The following is a 13,296-nucleotide window of genomic DNA, read 5'->3' on the forward strand; positions in this document are numbered from 1 at the left end:
CCGCCGCTTCAGGCAGGCGGACGGCCGTCCCCCTCAACCACCGCCCGGTGCAGGAGTGTTGACTTCCTACTGGCCGGTACCGATGATCGCGGCCATGGCCTCTTCCACGGACCCGCTCCCGAAGTTCCCGCCCGGATTCCTGTGGGGGGTGTCGACCGCCGCCCACCAGATCGAGGGCGCCGTCCAGGACCGCGCGCCGTCCGTGTGGGACGCGTTCAGCGCCGAGCCGGGGCGGATCAGGGACGGGTCCACGGCGGACGTGGCCTGCGACCACGTGGCCCGCTACCGGGAGGACGTGGCGCTCGTCCGGGACCTCGGGGCGGACGCGTACCGCTTCTCGATCTCCTGGCCGCGCGTGCTCGCCCCCGGCGGGCTCGACTTCTACGACCGGCTGGTCGACGAACTGTGCGCGCAGGGCGTACGGCCGGTGCCGACGCTCTTCCACTGGGACCTGCCCCTGGAGATCGAGGAGGCGGGCGGCTGGCTGGAGCGGGACACCGCGTCCCGCTTCGCCGCGCACACGGCGACCGTCGCGGAGCGGCTGGGCGACCGCGTGACGAAGTGGATCACCCTCAACGAGCCCGCCGAGCACACCCTCCTGGGCCATGCGCTCGGCGAGCACGCCCCCGGCCGGAAGCTGCTCTTCGACGCCCTGCCCGTGGCCCACCACCAGCTCCTCGCGCACGGCCTCGCCGCGGGCGCCCTGCGCGCGGCCGGCGCCACGGACATCGGCATCGCCAACTCCCACGGCCCGACCTGGCCCGCCTCCGCCGAGCCGGCCGACACCGAGGCCGCCGACCTGTACGACATCATCCTCAACCGGCTGTTCTCCGACCCGCTGCTGCTGGGCCGCTACCCGGACGGCTTCGGCGACCTCATGCCGGGCGGCGACGTCGAGGCCGACCTGAAGGTCATCTCCGAGGGGACCCTCGACTGGTACGGGATCAACTACTACCAGCCGACGAAGGCGGGCGCGCCGCGCGCCGAGGACGTCGAGTTCTCCGGCGTCACCCTCCCGGCCGAACTCCCCTTCTCCCTGCGGCAGATCGAGGGATACCCGCTGACGGACTTCGGCTGGCCGGTGGTCCCCGAGGCGCTCACCGAACTCCTCACCTCGCTCCGCGACCGGTACGGCGACCGGCTGCCGCCCGTCGTGATCACCGAGAACGGCTGCGCGTACGAAGGGCTCGACGACCAGGAGCGGATCGCCTACCTGGACGGTCATCTGCGGGCGCTGCACCGGGCGTGGGAGGCGGGCGTCGACGTCCGCGGCTACTTCGTGTGGTCGCTCATGGACAACTTCGAGTGGGCCGAGGGCTATACGAAGCGGTTCGGGCTCGTCCACGTCGACTACGCGACGCAGGTGCGCACCCCGAAGGCGTCGTACGGCTGGCTGCGGGACGCGCTGCGGGCCCAGCGGGCATGACGGCCCTCGCCCTGGAGGAGCCGGCGGAACGGGTCGGGCGCGGCTGGACGGCCGCGTTGTCGCTGGCCAACGGCGCGATCTGGGTGGGCTGGTACGGGCCGCTGCAGATCCTGCTCGCGCAGCAGGCCGAGCGGTTCGCGCCCGGCGCCGGGCTGTCGAAGGAGTCGCTGCTCGCCTGGGTGACCGGCGTCGGGGCGGTGGTGTCGCTGGCCGCGAACCCGCTGTTCGGCGCTCTGTCGGACCGTACCGCGTCGCGGTTCGGGCGGCGTACGCCGTGGATCGTGGCGGGGGCGGCGGGCGGCGCGCTGTCCCTGCTGCTGCTCGGGGCCGCGGACGCGGTCTGGGTGCTGTTCGCCGGCTGGTGCCTGGTGCAGCTCACGCTGAACGCGGCCTTCGCCGCCGTCACCGCCGCCGTGCCGGACCGGGTGCCGCGCTCCCAGCGGGGTGCCGTCGGCGGCTGGCTGGGCGCCGCGCAGATCCTCGGGGTGGTGGCCGGCACGGGGCTCGCGACGGCGGCCGGCGGGATCGGCGCCGGGTACGCGGCCTGCGCCGTCTTCACGCTGATCGGCGTCGCCCCGTACGTGCTCCGCCACCCGGACCTGCGGCTGGCGGCGGCCGACCGGCCGGCCTGGTCCTGGCGGCGGTTCGCGGCCGGGTTCCGGCTGAGCCCGCGCGCCCATCCCGACCTCGCCTGGGCCTGGCTGACCCGCTTCCTGGTCAACCTGAGCAACGCGCTGGTCCTGCTCTACCTCTTCTACTACCTGCGCGACCGGCTGCACCACGCGGATCCGGAGACCGGGGTGCTGGTCCTGACGGCGGTGAACGGGGTGACCCTGCTCGCCACCGTGGTGGTCGGCGGGGTCTGGTCGGACCGGATCGGGCGGCGCAAGCCGTTCGTGCTGTGGTCCGGCGTCCTGATGGCGGCGGCGACCGGCCTGCTGGCCGGCTGGCAGACGTGGCCCGGTGCGCTCGTCGCCGCCGCCCTCCTCGGGATCGGCTTCGGCGTCTTCACCTCCGTCGACTTCGCCCTCATGACGGACGTCCTGCCGACGGCCCACGACCGCGGCAAGGACCTCGGCATCATCAACGTCGCCAACGCCCTGCCCCAGGTGGCGGCCCCGGCCCTGGCCGCCCCGCTCGTCAACCACCTGGGCGGCTACCGGTCGCTGTACCTGGTCGCGGCCGCACTGGGACTGGCGGGCGCGGTGCTGGTGCGGCGGATCAGGGGCGTGGCCTGAGGGGCGGCGGCGGCGTCGACCGGCCGCCCGGATACGGTGGCCGGATGCCCGAACCCCTGCCCGCCGACGTGGCCGACGTGCTCGCGGAACTCCTCGACCCGGCCGACCCCGTCCACGCCGTCCTGCTCCGACAGGTGCCGCACCTCCGGGTGACGGGCCGCTGCGGTTGCGGCTGCGGCACCGCCGACTTCGTGCTCGACACCGGCGAGGTCGAGCCGGCACCGACCGGCGACGGCCCGGGCACCGTCGTCGCGGCCGAGGCCCCGCTCCTCACCGAGACCGGCGAGTGCCCCGGGGAGGTCCTGGTCTTCACGCAGGGCGGCTACCTGTCGTGGCTGGAGGTCTGCTCGTGGAGCGACGACGTCGAGGTGACCCTCGCCGCCGCGCGCGACTGGCTCCGGGCCGCCCGGCGCACACCCTGACCGCTGCCCACCCGCCGACCCCCGCACGTCCGGAGCACCCATGAAGACCCTCGTCACCGCGAGCCATGTGATCGGTTACGACCCCGAGGCCGACGACCACGTCCTGATCCGCGACGGACAGGTGGTCTACGAAGGAACCCGGATCGTCCACGTGGGCCACGGCCACGACCCGGCGGAGTGCGACGAGGTCATCGACGCCGGTCAGGCGCTCGTGGGTCCGGGCTTCGTGGACCTGGACGCGCTGGCGGACATCGACCACGCGCTGCTGGACACCTGGCACGCGGACGACCGGGGCCTGCAGTGGTCCCGGGAGTACGCGGAGGGCGGCCCGAGGGCCGTGTTCGACGCCGAGGACCGCGCCTTCATCCGCGCCTACGCCCTGACGCAGCTGATCCGCAACGGCATCACGACCGCGATGCCGATCGCCGCCGAGACCCACTCGGACTGGGCGGAGACGTACGAGGACCTGGCCGCGGTCGCCGCCGGCGCGGCACGGTTCGGCCTGCGCATGTACCTGGGCCCGAGCTACCGCGCCGGCGTCCCCGTCGTGACGCCGGAGGGCGGGCACGACATGTGGTGGCAGGAGCGGAGGGGCGAGGAGGGGCTGGCGGACGCGATCCGTTTCGTACGGGACTTCGACGGCGCGCACGACGGTCTGATCCGGGGCGCGCTGCTGCCGTGCCGGATCGAGACGCTGACCCCGGACCTGATGCGCGCCACGGCGCGGGCGGCCGAGGAGCTGGACTGCCCGGTACGCCTGCACTGCCTCCAGGGCACCGGGGAGCTGAAGCGGCTGGCGGACCGTCACCGCACCACCCCGCTCGGCCTGTTGAAGGAGACGGGCCTGCTCGGCCGGCGGCTGCTCGTCCCGCACGCGATCTACATCGGCGGCCACAGCGACGTCGACGCCCCGTACGCGGGCGAGCTGGACGAACTGGCGTCGATCGCGGGGATCGTGCACTGCCCGCACACGATGGTCCGGTACGGGGCGGCCCTGGAGGACTTCGACCGCTACCGCGCGGCCGGGGTGACCATCGCCATGGGCACGGACTCGTTCCCGCCGGACATGATCCGCACCATGGACTACGGCACCAACCTCTCCAAGCTGACCACCGGCCGGCTGGAGGCGGGCAGCGCGGCCGACTACTACCGCGCCGCGACCCTCGGGGGCGCCAGGGCGCTGGGCCGCGACGACCTCGGACGGCTGGCCCCGGGCGCGCTGGCGGACCTGGTCGTCGTCCGGCTGGACGGCCCGCGCACCGGCCCGGTGGACGACCCGGTCCGCACGCTGCTGATGAACACCTCCGGCGCGGACGTCGACACCGTCGTCGTCAACGGCCGCACCGTCCTGCGCGCGGGGGCCGTCCCCGGCCTCGACGAGACCGCCTGGCGCACCCGGGCCCAGGAGGTCTTCGACCGCATGAAGGCGGCCTACGCCACCCGCGACTACCGTCACCGCACCACCGGGGAGCTCTTCCCCGGCTCGTTCCCCGAGGGCGCGCGCCGGATGTGAAGGTGGCCGTCGAGCGGGAAGGCGGGAGGGAAGGACGGCAGGACGCGCTCGAAGGCGTACCCGCACTTGTCCGCCACCCGGCAGGAGGCGGCGTTGTCCACCTGGTGGAGCAGTTCGAGGCGGGCCAGGCCGGCGGGCCGGAAGGTGTCGAAGGCCCAGGCGGTGACCGCGTCCAGGGCGCGGGGGGCCACGCCGCGACCGCGGGCGCGCGCCGCCGTCCAGTAGCCGACCTCGGCCGAGGGCCTGCCGGGGTCGACCTCCTTGAGGACCACGCCGCCCACCAGCCGTGCGGCGGCGTTGTCGAGGGGTGCCTCCAGGACGGCGAAGCCGAACCGGACGCCCGCCGCCCAGTCCCGTTCCCGGTCCCGCAGCCAGCGGGGCCGCTCGTCCTCCGCCGGCAGGCTCGCCCAGCGGCGCAGGGCGGGATCGTCGGCGACCTCGGCGAGCGCGCTGACGTCCTGCGCGGACCAGGGGCGGAGAACGAGCCCTGGAGCGTGCGGAGTCGGGGCGGCGTGGAGGGTGACGGAAGTGATCATCGGGTGATCGTAGGCGGGCGCCCCGGTCGCCGCCCACCGCGCCGCGCCGCCCACCGCGCCGGTCACAGCAGCGGGGCGACCACCGCCCGGGCGAGCGCCTCGGCCCGGGAGCGCGGGGCGGGCTCGGCGCCGGGGCCGTGGGCGTAGTAGCGCAGGAACGCCTCCTGGAAGCACGCCCCGAGGAGCAGGGCCGCGGACGCGCGCGGGTCCGCGTGGGCCGCGACCCGCCCGAGGTCCTGCTCGGCCTGCAGATACGCGGTGAAGCCGTCGAGCGGCCGCTCGGGGCCCCCGCCGTGCCGGCTCATCGCGGTCCGGTGCGCGGCCATCCGCTCCGGGTCCGCGAGGAGCGCGCCCAGCATCGGGATCGACTGCCGGTAGAAGTCCAGGGCGGCGTGGGCGAGTTCGGCGAGGTTGCTCTCGACGTCGCCCTCGCCCGGGCGGACCGTGGCGCGGGACGGGCCGGGCACCCGTTCCTCCAGGACGGCGAGGAGCAGCCGCTCCTTGTCGCCGAAGTACTTGTACAGCGTGGGCTCCGACACGCCCGTCGCCCGCGCGATCACCTTCGTCGTGGCGTGCACGACGCCCCGGGTCCGCAGGATGTCCGCGGCCGCGTCGAGGATCCGCTCCCGTGTGCTGCTCATCGCCGCCCTCTCGCTCCGACCGGGTCCGACCGTCCCCCTTGACTGGTTAGTGAACACTAGCGCAGCCTTGGGGTTAGTGTTTACTAACCCCAAGGGGGAGGAGACTCGTCATGCGCATCACCGTTCTCGGCGCCACCGGCGGCACGGGCAGGCAGGTCGTGGAGCGGGCCCTGGAGGCCGGACACCACGTCACCGCGGTCGTCCGCGACCCGGCCCGCCTGCGCCTCCGGCTGGGCGCGGACGCCCCGCGGCTCGACGTCCTCACCGCCGACGTCATGGATCCCGAGGCCCTGACGGCGGCCGTGGCCGGGCGGGACGCCGTCGTGTCCGCCCTGGGCTCCGCCCCCAGGACCCGGGCGACGGTGTGCGGCGACGGCGCCCGCTCGGCCATCGCCGCGATGCGGACCACCGGCACCCGCCGCCTGGTCGTCGTCACCGCGAGCGGCCACGTCGTCGACGACGGCGACGGGCCCTTCACCCGCGCCCTGGTCAAGCCCGTGCTGCGCCGCGTCCTGGCGGGCAACTTCGCGGACTTCGTCCGCACCGACCGCATCGTCCGGGACAGCGGACTCGACTGGACGATCATGCGGCCGCCGCGCCTCACCGACGGCGCGCCCCGCCCGTACCGCACCGCGACCGACCGCAACGTGCGCGGCGGCATCACCCTCGCCCGGGCCGACCTGGCCCGCGCCATCCTCGCCGCGCTGGCCGACCCCGCCTCGGTCCGCCACACCATCGGCCTGGGCTACTGACGCTCCCGGCCGGGGAGGGAGCCCTCCGGCGCCCCGGGCAGCAGGACCGTGACGAGGAGACCGCCGGCCGGGCGCGGGGCGAGCGTCAGCGTGCCGTCGTGGGCGCGCACGACGCTCTGCACGAGGGCGAGCCCCAGGCCCACGCCCGCGTGCTCGTCGGCGCGGACGCGTTCCGTGCCGCGCCGGAAGGGTTCGGTGAGGGTCGGCACCAGGTCCGGCGGGAGGGGACGGCCGGTGTTCTCGACCCGCACCACGCTCCCGTCGGGCCGCGCCTCGGTGTGGACGGTGACGGTCCCGCCGGCGGGGAGGTTGTGGACCACGGCGTTCTGGACCAGGTTCGTCACCATCCGCAGCAGCAGCTCCGGCGAGCCGCTCGTCCAGGCCGCCCCGCCGGTCACGTCGAGCGCGATCCCGCGCTGCTCCGCGAGGGGGAGCAGCGTCTCGGCGGCCTCCTCGGCGACCAGCGAGAGGTCGACGCGCTCGCGGGAGACCAGGCCGCGGTCGCTGCGGCTGAGCAGCAGCAGGGCCTCGGTCAGGTCGATCGCGCGCGTGTTGACGGCGCTCAGGCGGGCGACGAGTTCGCCGGGGTCCCGCGTGGGGTCCTCGCGGGCGACGTCGAGCAGCGCCCGGGAGACGGCCAGCGGCGTGCGCAGCTCGTGGGAGGCGTTCGCGGCGAACCGCTGCTGCTCGGCGACCTGCGCCTCCAGCCGGTCGAGCATGCTGTCGAAGGTGTCGGCGAGTTCGCGGAACTCGTCCTCGCGGCCCTCCAGGCGGATCCGGTGGGAGAACCCGCCGCTCCCGGCCGTGCGCGCCGCCGCCGTGATCCGGGTGAGCGGTGCCAGCATCCGGCCGGCGAGCAGCCAGCCCCCGACGAGACCGAACACGAGCAGGAAGCCCATCGCCACGGCCGCGGCGGGGAAGAAGGTGCGCACGAGCAGGTAGCGGTTGGGCGAGACCCCGAGCAGTCCCTGGTCGTTGTCGGGGACGTACCGCAGCAGGTACCCCCACACCACGGCGAGCAGCAGGGCGCCCGCGACGGTCAGGAACCCGGCGTAGCTGAGGGTGAGTTTCAGCCGGACGCTCAGCCCGCGGCGCCTACCCACGGGGACGGCCGGGGCGCGGGGCGCCGGAGTCGGGCCCGGACGCGGAGCCGGTCCCGGGCCCGGTGTCGATGCGGTAGCCGACGCCCGGGACCGTGGCGATGATCCACGGTTCGCCGAGCCGCTTGCGCAGCGCCGAGACGGTGATGCGCACGGCGTTGGTGAACGGGTCGGCGTTCTCGTCCCAGGCCCGGGCCAGCAGGTCCTCGGTGCTCACGACCCCGCCCTCGGCGGCGACGAGGACGTCGAGCACCGCGAACTGCTTCCGGGTGAGCGCGACGTACCGCCCGTCGCGGAACACCTCCCGGCGGAAGGGGTCGACGCGCAGGCCCGCGAGTTCGCGGACCGGAGGCCGCGCGTACGCCCGCCTGCGGTCGAGCGCCCGCAGCCGCACGACGAGCTCCCGCAGCTCGAACGGCTTGGTGAGGTAGTCGTCGGCGCCGAGCGCGAAACCGGACTCCTTGTCGTCGATCCGGTCGGCGGCGGTGAGCATCAGGATCGGGATGCCGCTGCCGGAGGCGACGATCCGGCGGGCGACCTCGTCGCCGGACGGGCCGGGGATGTCCCGGTCGAGCACCGCCAGGTCGTAGGAGTGGACGGCGAGCAGTTCCAGGGCGGTGTCGCCGTCGCCGGCGATGTCGGCGGCGATCGCCTCCAGCCGGAGCCCGTCACGGACGGCCTCGGCCAGGTACGGCTCGTCCTCCACGATCAGTACGCGCATGTGCGAAGCCTAGGCAGAAGGGCCGGTGAGCGGTGTGCGCGCGGTGCGCCACCAGGGGCGCGAGGCGAGCCCGGCCAGGACGGCGCCGACGGCGTTGACCAGGACGTCGTCCACGGACGACACCCGGTCCAGGCGCAGCACGTACTGCGCGGTCTCGACCAGGAGCGAGCAGCCCGCCCCCAGCGCGAGCAGCCGGGGCACGCTCGCGAGCGCCGCGAACCGGATCGGCGCGAAGAAGCCCAGCGAGGCGAAGACCAGCAGGTTGCCGCCGATGCCGAGCGGTCCCATCGTGACCAGGTCCCGCAGCGGTACGAGGCTCACCCGCGGCGGCTGGTCCTCGCCGCCCGGCATCAGCGTCATCCACAGGAACGGCAGCGTCCCGTGCACCATGCCCACCTCGGCCAGCGACCACCGCCACGCCGCGGCGCCCGCGGAGCGCCGCCGCAGCCGCGCCAGGCCCCACGCCACCAGCAGCGCCACCGGCAGCGTGACCACCGTCATGAGGACGACTCCGTTGAACGTGCCGAAGCACCGCTCCCACAGCCCGGCCCGGCACATCGGGGCGGACATCATCAGCGGCCCCCGCATGACGAACAGGACGCTCGCCAGAGCGAGGACGGCCAGGCCGGCGGGCAGGAGCCCGCGCGCGCGGCGCGGCGGTGGCGGCAGGGCGGTGTCGTCGATCATGCGGCCATTGCACACGCCGGCCGGTTGCGACGGCGTATGCGCTTTTCGATACGCGGACGATATGCGCCCCTCCGGGCGGCCCCGTGTCAGCGCAGCCGGCGGGCCCGCAGGACGACGTCGTGGGCGTGGTGCGCCCCGGCGCCGCCCTCGGGGATCACACGGGGCCGCTCCTCGTCCACCTCGACCCGCCAGTCGTCGTCGAGCAGCGCGGCGACCATCGACGGCCAGACGTAGTCGGCCGGGTCGAAGCCGCTCTCGTGGGCGTCGTGGCGCTCCGCCATGCCCGCGTGGTGGACGAGCAGCAGCACGCCGCCGGGTGCGACGGCCGCGAGCAGCGCGCGCTCGGCCGCGGCGTCGGGGGTGCGCAGCAGCGCCGGGTACTGCGCCGAGACCAGGTCGAAGGAGCCCGGCGGGAGCGCCGCCTCGGCCAGCCCCGCGTGGACCCAGCGCACGGCCACCCCGGCGTCCCGCCCGTGCGCGGCCGCCCGGGCCAGCGCCACGCCCGAGACCTCCAGGGCGGTCACGTCCCACCCGCCCCGGGCGAGCCAGATGGCGTCCGCCCCCTCGCCGCAGCCCACGTCGAGGACCCGGCCGGGGGCGAGGTCGCCCGCCTCGGCCACGAGCGCCCCGTTGGGCCGCCCGCTCCAGAGCCGCTGCCGCTCGGAGTAGCGGCTGTCCCACTCGTCGCGCACGGCGGGGTCGCCGACGTAGCCGTCGGCGGAGAAGGGGTTGTCGGTGGGGAGCACGTCTGCGGTGATGTCGTCGGCCATGTGCCCACGGTGGCCCAGCCCTTCCCGGCCGGGCCAGCCCTGTTGCCGAAACGGCAAAAGCGCCGCCGTCACGCGGTCGAGGACGCCCCCGGCCCGGTGGGCTCGGCCCCGTCCGGCGGCTCCAGGCGGCCGAGCCAGCCGGTGAGGAGCGCCTCCAGGGACTCCGCCTCGGCGGGCGTCAGCAGGTCGAGCAGCCGGCGTTCGTTGCGCATGTGGTCGGTGAAGGCGCGGTCGATCAGGTCGCGCCCCGGCGGGGTGAGGGCGACGATACGGCCGCGCTGGTCGTCGTCCGAGCGGCGGCGGGTGACCAGCCCCGCCCGCTCCAGGCGGTCGATGCGCTTGGTCATCGCGCCCGTGGTGACCATGGTGTGCGCGGCGAGTTCGCCCGGGGCCCGCTCGAAGGGCGCGCTGGCCCGGCGCAGGGCGCACAGGACGTCGAACTCGCCCTCGCCGAGCCCGTACCGGTCGTAGACGAGGCGCAGTTCCCCGGTGAGGCGGTCGGCGAGCCGGTGCAGACGGCCGATGACGCCCTGGGGGGAGACGTCGAGGTCCGGGCGCTCGCGGCGCCAGTCGGCCTGGATGCGGGCCACGCGGTCCGGCGGGGGCTGTTCGTCCATGGCCGCATCTTAGCTTCCATGGAAGTTATATATTGGCTTCCATGGAAGCCAATCGTTGGGTCGTGCTGACCGCCGTCGCGCCGGTGGCCTGGGGAGCGAACTACTACGTCACCCACGAGTTCCTGCCCGCGGACCACCCGCTCTACGGAGCCGCCCTGCGGGCCCTCCCGGCCGGCGCCGTCCTGCTGGCCCTGGCGCGGAAGCGCCCCCACGGCGCCTGGTGGTGGCGCTCCGCGGTGCTCGGACTGCTCAACGTGAGCCTGTTCTTCGTCCTCGTGTACGCCGCCTCCCAGCTCCTCCCGACGAGCGTCGCCGCCACGGTCATGGCCGTGTCGCCACTGGCGATGATGCTCATCGCCTGGGCCCTCGTCGCCGAACGCCCCGGCGTCCCGCACCTGGCCGGCGCCGTCGTCGGCCTCGCGGGCGTCGCCCTCATGCTGCTCACCGGGGCGAGCGGCGTGAGCGGACCCGGAGTCCTCGCCTCCGTCGCCGCCATGCTCGTGTCGGCGTTCGGCCACATCCTCGCCAAGCGGTGGAGCGCCGACGTCGACGTGCTCGCCTCGACCGCCTGGCAGCTCACCGCCGGCGGCCTCCTCCTGCTCCCGGTCGCCGCGGCCGTCGAGGGCGCACCGCCCGCGCTGTCCCCCTCCGCGCTCCTCGCCTTCGCGTACGTCTCCCTCGTCGCCACCGCCCTGGCCTTCACCGTCTGGTTCGCCGGCCTCCGCCACCTGCCCGCCGCGACCGTGGGCCTCCTCGGCCTGCTCAACCCGATGACCGGCGTCCTCCTCGGCGTCCTGGTCGCCGGCGAGGCGCTGACGCTCCGGCAGCTCGGCGGCCTGGCCCTCGTCCTCTGCGGCGTCCTCCTCGGCAGACCGCCCCGCGCGAACCGCCCGCGCGACACGCCCCGCATCCCCGGGCAGCCGAGCGACACCGCGACGCCCACCCGATCGCCCTAGCATGGCGGCGTGTTCGAATACCACGGGTGGATCACGATCCGCGAGACGCCGGACGGCGACGAGGACGACGCCCGGCTGCGGCGGATCGTCGACGACCTGCGGCTCCGCGTCGCAGAGACGGCGAGCCCCTACCTGCTCGACCTCAGGTGGATGAACGGCGAGGCCTTCCTCCACCTGGGCGGCCACGCCAACCACCGCTCCACCGACGTCACGGACCTCTTCGCCCACGTCGCCGCCGTGGCCCCCGGCTCCTACGGCCTCCTCCACATCCGCGACGACGAGGACCCGGGCCACGGGAACGAGGTCCGCGTCCTCCGGCTCGCCCGGGGCGAGTTGACCCACCACACGGAGCCCCTGCTGTCGCCCTGCGTACCGAAGCTGGAACAGTAGCCGGGGGGATCCGTGCGGCCGGGTCCGCGCGCCCATGCCCCGGCGGTTCCGCCACCGGCGGAACACCCGCCGGACCGGTCGCGACGATCACTACAGTCCGGTCCCATGCCGACGAACACGACGACGACCACGACGACGACCACGACGACGATGACAACGACGGCGACGACGGTGACGACGCGCACGGTCGAGTACGCGGCCGACGGATTGACGATGGTCGGGCACCTCGCGCTGCCGGCCGGTGTCGACCGACGGCCCGCGGTGCTGATCGGACCGGAGGGCATGGGGCTCAGCGACGTCGAGCGCCGCCGGGCCGACGCGCTCGCCGAGCTGGGATACGTGGCGCTGGCCTTCGACCTCCACGGCGGGCGCTACCTGGGCGACCCCGAGGAGATGCTGGCCCGGTGCCTGCCCCTGCTCGCCGACCCCGAGCGGATGCGGGACATCGGCCACGCGGCGCTCGACGTGCTGCGTGCCGAACCCCGGACCGACCCCGACCGGATCGCCGCCGTCGGCTACGGCACCGGGGGTGCCGTCGGGCTGGAACTCGGGCGCGACGGCGTCGGCCTGCGCGCGATCGGGACGATCAACGCGGTGACCACGGGCCGGCCGGGCGAGGCGTCGCGCATCCGCTGCCCGGTGTGGGCCGGGGTCGGGTCGGAAGACCCGATCATGCCGCCCGCGCAACGGGACGCGTTCGTCGCCGAGATGCGGGACGCGGGCGTCGACTGGCGCCTCACGGTCTACGGCGGCGCCCTGCACGCCTTCCACCACCCGCCGGTCGACCACCCCACGGTCCCCGGCGTCGGCCACCACCCGCGGCACGCGGATCGCGCCTGGCGCGACGTCGTCGACCTGCTCGCCGAGTGCCTGCCCGTGACGGAGGATCAGGGGCCCGACCCGGCGTGAGCGCGCAGACCGGTCACCGGCCCCGATCGGGATCGGGGCCACCCGCGGTCCCCTCGCCCCCCGGCGTCCTCAGCCAGGTGATCCGGGTGACGGTCACCGCCTCCGGGTCGCCGGTGAACCACTCGACCAGCACCGGATGGCCGGGGACGTCGAGGTCGTACACGTCGCCCCACTGGTCCGTGGGGCTCGCCCCCGGCGGCACGGTGCCCCGCTCGTGCGCCTCCGCGACGGCGGTCAGGACCCGGAGCTCGTCCAGGAACGCGTCCCTGCGGCCCGGCGCCAGCGCGGCCGCGATCGCGTCGGCGGTACGCGGGACACCGGGCTCGGCGGGGCGGGGCACACTCATCGCGCGCTCTCCTTCCGTGCGGGCGACGCCTCCTGACGAGGCGTCCGCTCCCACGGTAGACCAGCGGCCGCCGCCGTCAGGCGTTCACCGGGAGGGCCGCCCCGGCCGCGTTCTCGCCGAGCGGGTGGTCCGGGGTCCAGCCGGCGAGGTCGGCGGTCTGCGGGAAGTCCGGCCATTCGAGGGTCGGGGCCGTCGCGGCGGTCGGCCCCCCCTCGGCCCCCACCGCCGAGCCCACCCCCCCCACCCCCCCCCCCCCGCGCGCGACCGCCGCC

The 13,296-nt window shown here is 75.2% G+C and carries 17 protein-coding genes; 8 read left to right on the forward strand and 9 right to left on the reverse strand.

All coding sequences use genetic code 11. The features are described from left to right. The first annotated feature begins 82 nt into the window (after positions 1-82). The 4 genes from ACFW1I_RS27875 to ACFW1I_RS27890 are packed head-to-tail and all read left to right on the forward strand — an operon-like array spanning position 83 to position 4,599. Complete coding sequence (locus tag ACFW1I_RS27875; RefSeq protein ID WP_384675038.1) at positions 83-1,426, forward strand: GH1 family beta-glucosidase; 1,344 nt, start codon at positions 83-85, stop codon at positions 1,424-1,426. Further along, positions 1,423-2,664, forward strand: coding sequence for an MFS transporter (locus ACFW1I_RS27880; RefSeq protein ID WP_384675010.1), 1,242 nt, complete (start codon positions 1,423-1,425; stop codon positions 2,662-2,664). The genes ACFW1I_RS27875 and ACFW1I_RS27880 overlap by 4 nt, the downstream gene beginning before the upstream one ends. Positions 2,665-2,708: 44 nt before the next feature. After that, on the forward strand, positions 2,709-3,086 hold the full coding sequence (locus tag ACFW1I_RS27885) for a hypothetical protein (RefSeq protein ID WP_384675012.1): 378 nt from the start codon (positions 2,709-2,711) through the stop codon (positions 3,084-3,086). 40 nt (positions 3,087-3,126) lie between these two features. Further along, a complete protein-coding gene (locus tag ACFW1I_RS27890; protein ID WP_384675014.1) occupies positions 3,127-4,599 on the forward strand; it encodes a chlorohydrolase family protein in 1,473 nt (490 codons plus the stop codon). Here the strand turns inward: ACFW1I_RS27890 and ACFW1I_RS27895 are convergent. Together ACFW1I_RS27895 and ACFW1I_RS27900 are read right to left on the reverse strand one after the other, a co-directional pair. Further along, on the reverse strand, positions 4,539-5,135 hold the full coding sequence (locus ACFW1I_RS27895) for a GNAT family N-acetyltransferase (RefSeq protein ID WP_384675016.1): 597 nt from the start codon (positions 5,133-5,135) through the stop codon (positions 4,539-4,541). The two genes, ACFW1I_RS27890 and ACFW1I_RS27895, sit on opposite strands and share 61 nt — an antisense overlap. 62 nt (positions 5,136-5,197) lie before the next feature. After that, positions 5,198-5,776: a TetR/AcrR family transcriptional regulator gene (locus tag ACFW1I_RS27900; RefSeq protein ID WP_384675018.1), complete on the reverse strand. Its 579-nt coding sequence runs from the start codon at positions 5,774-5,776 to the stop codon at positions 5,198-5,200. 110 nt (positions 5,777-5,886) lie between these two features. Between ACFW1I_RS27900 and ACFW1I_RS27905 the strand changes: the two genes are divergently transcribed. Further along, positions 5,887-6,528, forward strand: coding sequence for an NAD(P)-dependent oxidoreductase (locus ACFW1I_RS27905; protein WP_384675020.1), 642 nt, complete (start codon positions 5,887-5,889; stop codon positions 6,526-6,528). Here ACFW1I_RS27905 and ACFW1I_RS27910 read toward each other — a convergent pair. From ACFW1I_RS27910 to ACFW1I_RS27930, 5 genes are all read right to left on the reverse strand, one after another. Continuing rightward, entirely contained in the window at positions 6,522-7,631 is a 1,110-nt protein-coding gene (locus tag ACFW1I_RS27910) for a sensor histidine kinase (protein WP_384675021.1), read from the reverse strand. The two genes, ACFW1I_RS27905 and ACFW1I_RS27910, sit on opposite strands and share 7 nt — an antisense overlap. Continuing rightward, complete coding sequence (locus ACFW1I_RS27915) at positions 7,624-8,349, reverse strand: response regulator transcription factor (RefSeq protein ID WP_384675023.1); 726 nt, start codon at positions 8,347-8,349, stop codon at positions 7,624-7,626. Before ACFW1I_RS27915 ends, ACFW1I_RS27910 begins: the two co-directional genes overlap by 8 nt. A 9-nt stretch (positions 8,350-8,358) precedes the next feature. After that, complete coding sequence (locus tag ACFW1I_RS27920) at positions 8,359-9,036, reverse strand: VanZ family protein (RefSeq protein WP_384675025.1); 678 nt, start codon at positions 9,034-9,036, stop codon at positions 8,359-8,361. An 86-nt stretch (positions 9,037-9,122) separates the two neighbouring features. Next, positions 9,123-9,806: a class I SAM-dependent methyltransferase gene (locus ACFW1I_RS27925; protein ID WP_384675027.1), complete on the reverse strand. Its 684-nt coding sequence runs from the start codon at positions 9,804-9,806 to the stop codon at positions 9,123-9,125. Positions 9,807-9,874: 68 nt separating this feature from the next. Continuing rightward, complete coding sequence (locus tag ACFW1I_RS27930) at positions 9,875-10,423, reverse strand: MarR family winged helix-turn-helix transcriptional regulator (protein ID WP_384675029.1); 549 nt, start codon at positions 10,421-10,423, stop codon at positions 9,875-9,877. A 41-nt stretch (positions 10,424-10,464) separates the two neighbouring features. On the opposite strand from ACFW1I_RS27930, the gene ACFW1I_RS27935 reads away from it, so the two are divergent. The 3 genes from ACFW1I_RS27935 to ACFW1I_RS27945 all read left to right on the forward strand — a co-directional run bounded on the left by ACFW1I_RS27935 (position 10,465) and on the right by ACFW1I_RS27945 (position 12,678). Then, positions 10,465-11,379 (forward strand): DMT family transporter, encoded by a 915-nt coding sequence (locus tag ACFW1I_RS27935; protein WP_384675031.1) that lies wholly within the window; start codon positions 10,465-10,467, stop codon positions 11,377-11,379. A 9-nt stretch (positions 11,380-11,388) separates the two neighbouring features. Next, the gene (locus ACFW1I_RS27940) at positions 11,389-11,769 is read left to right on the forward strand and encodes an Imm7 family immunity protein (RefSeq protein WP_384675033.1); all 381 of its coding nucleotides are present in this window, start codon (positions 11,389-11,391) and stop codon (positions 11,767-11,769) included. A gap of 150 nt (positions 11,770-11,919) precedes the next feature. Continuing rightward, positions 11,920-12,678 (forward strand): dienelactone hydrolase family protein, encoded by a 759-nt coding sequence (locus ACFW1I_RS27945; RefSeq protein WP_384675040.1) that lies wholly within the window; start codon positions 11,920-11,922, stop codon positions 12,676-12,678. A 13-nt stretch (positions 12,679-12,691) separates the two neighbouring features. On the opposite strand, the gene ACFW1I_RS27950 is transcribed toward ACFW1I_RS27945, so the two are convergent. Both ACFW1I_RS27950 and ACFW1I_RS27955 read right to left on the reverse strand, forming a co-directional pair. Next, positions 12,692-13,024, reverse strand: coding sequence for a hypothetical protein (locus ACFW1I_RS27950; RefSeq protein WP_384675035.1), 333 nt, complete (start codon positions 13,022-13,024; stop codon positions 12,692-12,694). A gap of 76 nt (positions 13,025-13,100) precedes the next feature. After that, positions 13,101-13,296, reverse strand: a 196-nt coding sequence (locus tag ACFW1I_RS27955; protein ID WP_384675036.1) for a hypothetical protein, incomplete at its 5' end; no start/stop codon positions are given.

This window comes from Streptomyces sp. NPDC058955, assembly GCF_042741435.1.
GTDB lineage: Bacteria > Actinomycetota > Actinomycetes > Streptomycetales > Streptomycetaceae > Streptomyces.

Excerpts from the sequence above, each read along its gene's own strand:
- ACFW1I_RS27895 (WP_384675016.1), bottom strand. The coding sequence starts at position 5,135 with ATGATCACTTCCGTCACCCTCCACGCCGCCCCGACTCCGCACGCTCCA.
- ACFW1I_RS27900 (WP_384675018.1), bottom strand. The coding sequence starts at position 5,776 with ATGAGCAGCACACGGGAGCGGATCCTCGACGCGGCCGCGGACATCCTG.
- ACFW1I_RS27930 (WP_384675029.1), bottom strand. The coding sequence starts at position 10,423 with ATGGACGAACAGCCCCCGCCGGACCGCGTGGCCCGCATCCAGGCCGAC.
- ACFW1I_RS27925 (WP_384675027.1), bottom strand. The coding sequence starts at position 9,806 with ATGGCCGACGACATCACCGCAGACGTGCTCCCCACCGACAACCCCTTC.
- ACFW1I_RS27935 (WP_384675031.1), top strand. The coding sequence starts at position 10,465 with ATGGAAGCCAATCGTTGGGTCGTGCTGACCGCCGTCGCGCCGGTGGCC.
- ACFW1I_RS27905 (WP_384675020.1), top strand. The coding sequence starts at position 5,887 with ATGCGCATCACCGTTCTCGGCGCCACCGGCGGCACGGGCAGGCAGGTC.
- ACFW1I_RS27945 (WP_384675040.1), top strand. The coding sequence starts at position 11,920 with ATGACAACGACGGCGACGACGGTGACGACGCGCACGGTCGAGTACGCG.
- ACFW1I_RS27885 (WP_384675012.1), top strand. The coding sequence starts at position 2,709 with ATGCCCGAACCCCTGCCCGCCGACGTGGCCGACGTGCTCGCGGAACTC.
- ACFW1I_RS27875 (WP_384675038.1), top strand. The coding sequence starts at position 83 with ATGATCGCGGCCATGGCCTCTTCCACGGACCCGCTCCCGAAGTTCCCG.
- ACFW1I_RS27915 (WP_384675023.1), bottom strand. The coding sequence starts at position 8,349 with ATGCGCGTACTGATCGTGGAGGACGAGCCGTACCTGGCCGAGGCCGTC.
- ACFW1I_RS27950 (WP_384675035.1), bottom strand. The coding sequence starts at position 13,024 with ATGAGTGTGCCCCGCCCCGCCGAGCCCGGTGTCCCGCGTACCGCCGAC.
- ACFW1I_RS27880 (WP_384675010.1), top strand. The coding sequence starts at position 1,423 with ATGACGGCCCTCGCCCTGGAGGAGCCGGCGGAACGGGTCGGGCGCGGC.
- ACFW1I_RS27920 (WP_384675025.1), bottom strand. The coding sequence starts at position 9,036 with ATGATCGACGACACCGCCCTGCCGCCACCGCCGCGCCGCGCGCGCGGG.
- ACFW1I_RS27890 (WP_384675014.1), top strand. The coding sequence starts at position 3,127 with ATGAAGACCCTCGTCACCGCGAGCCATGTGATCGGTTACGACCCCGAG.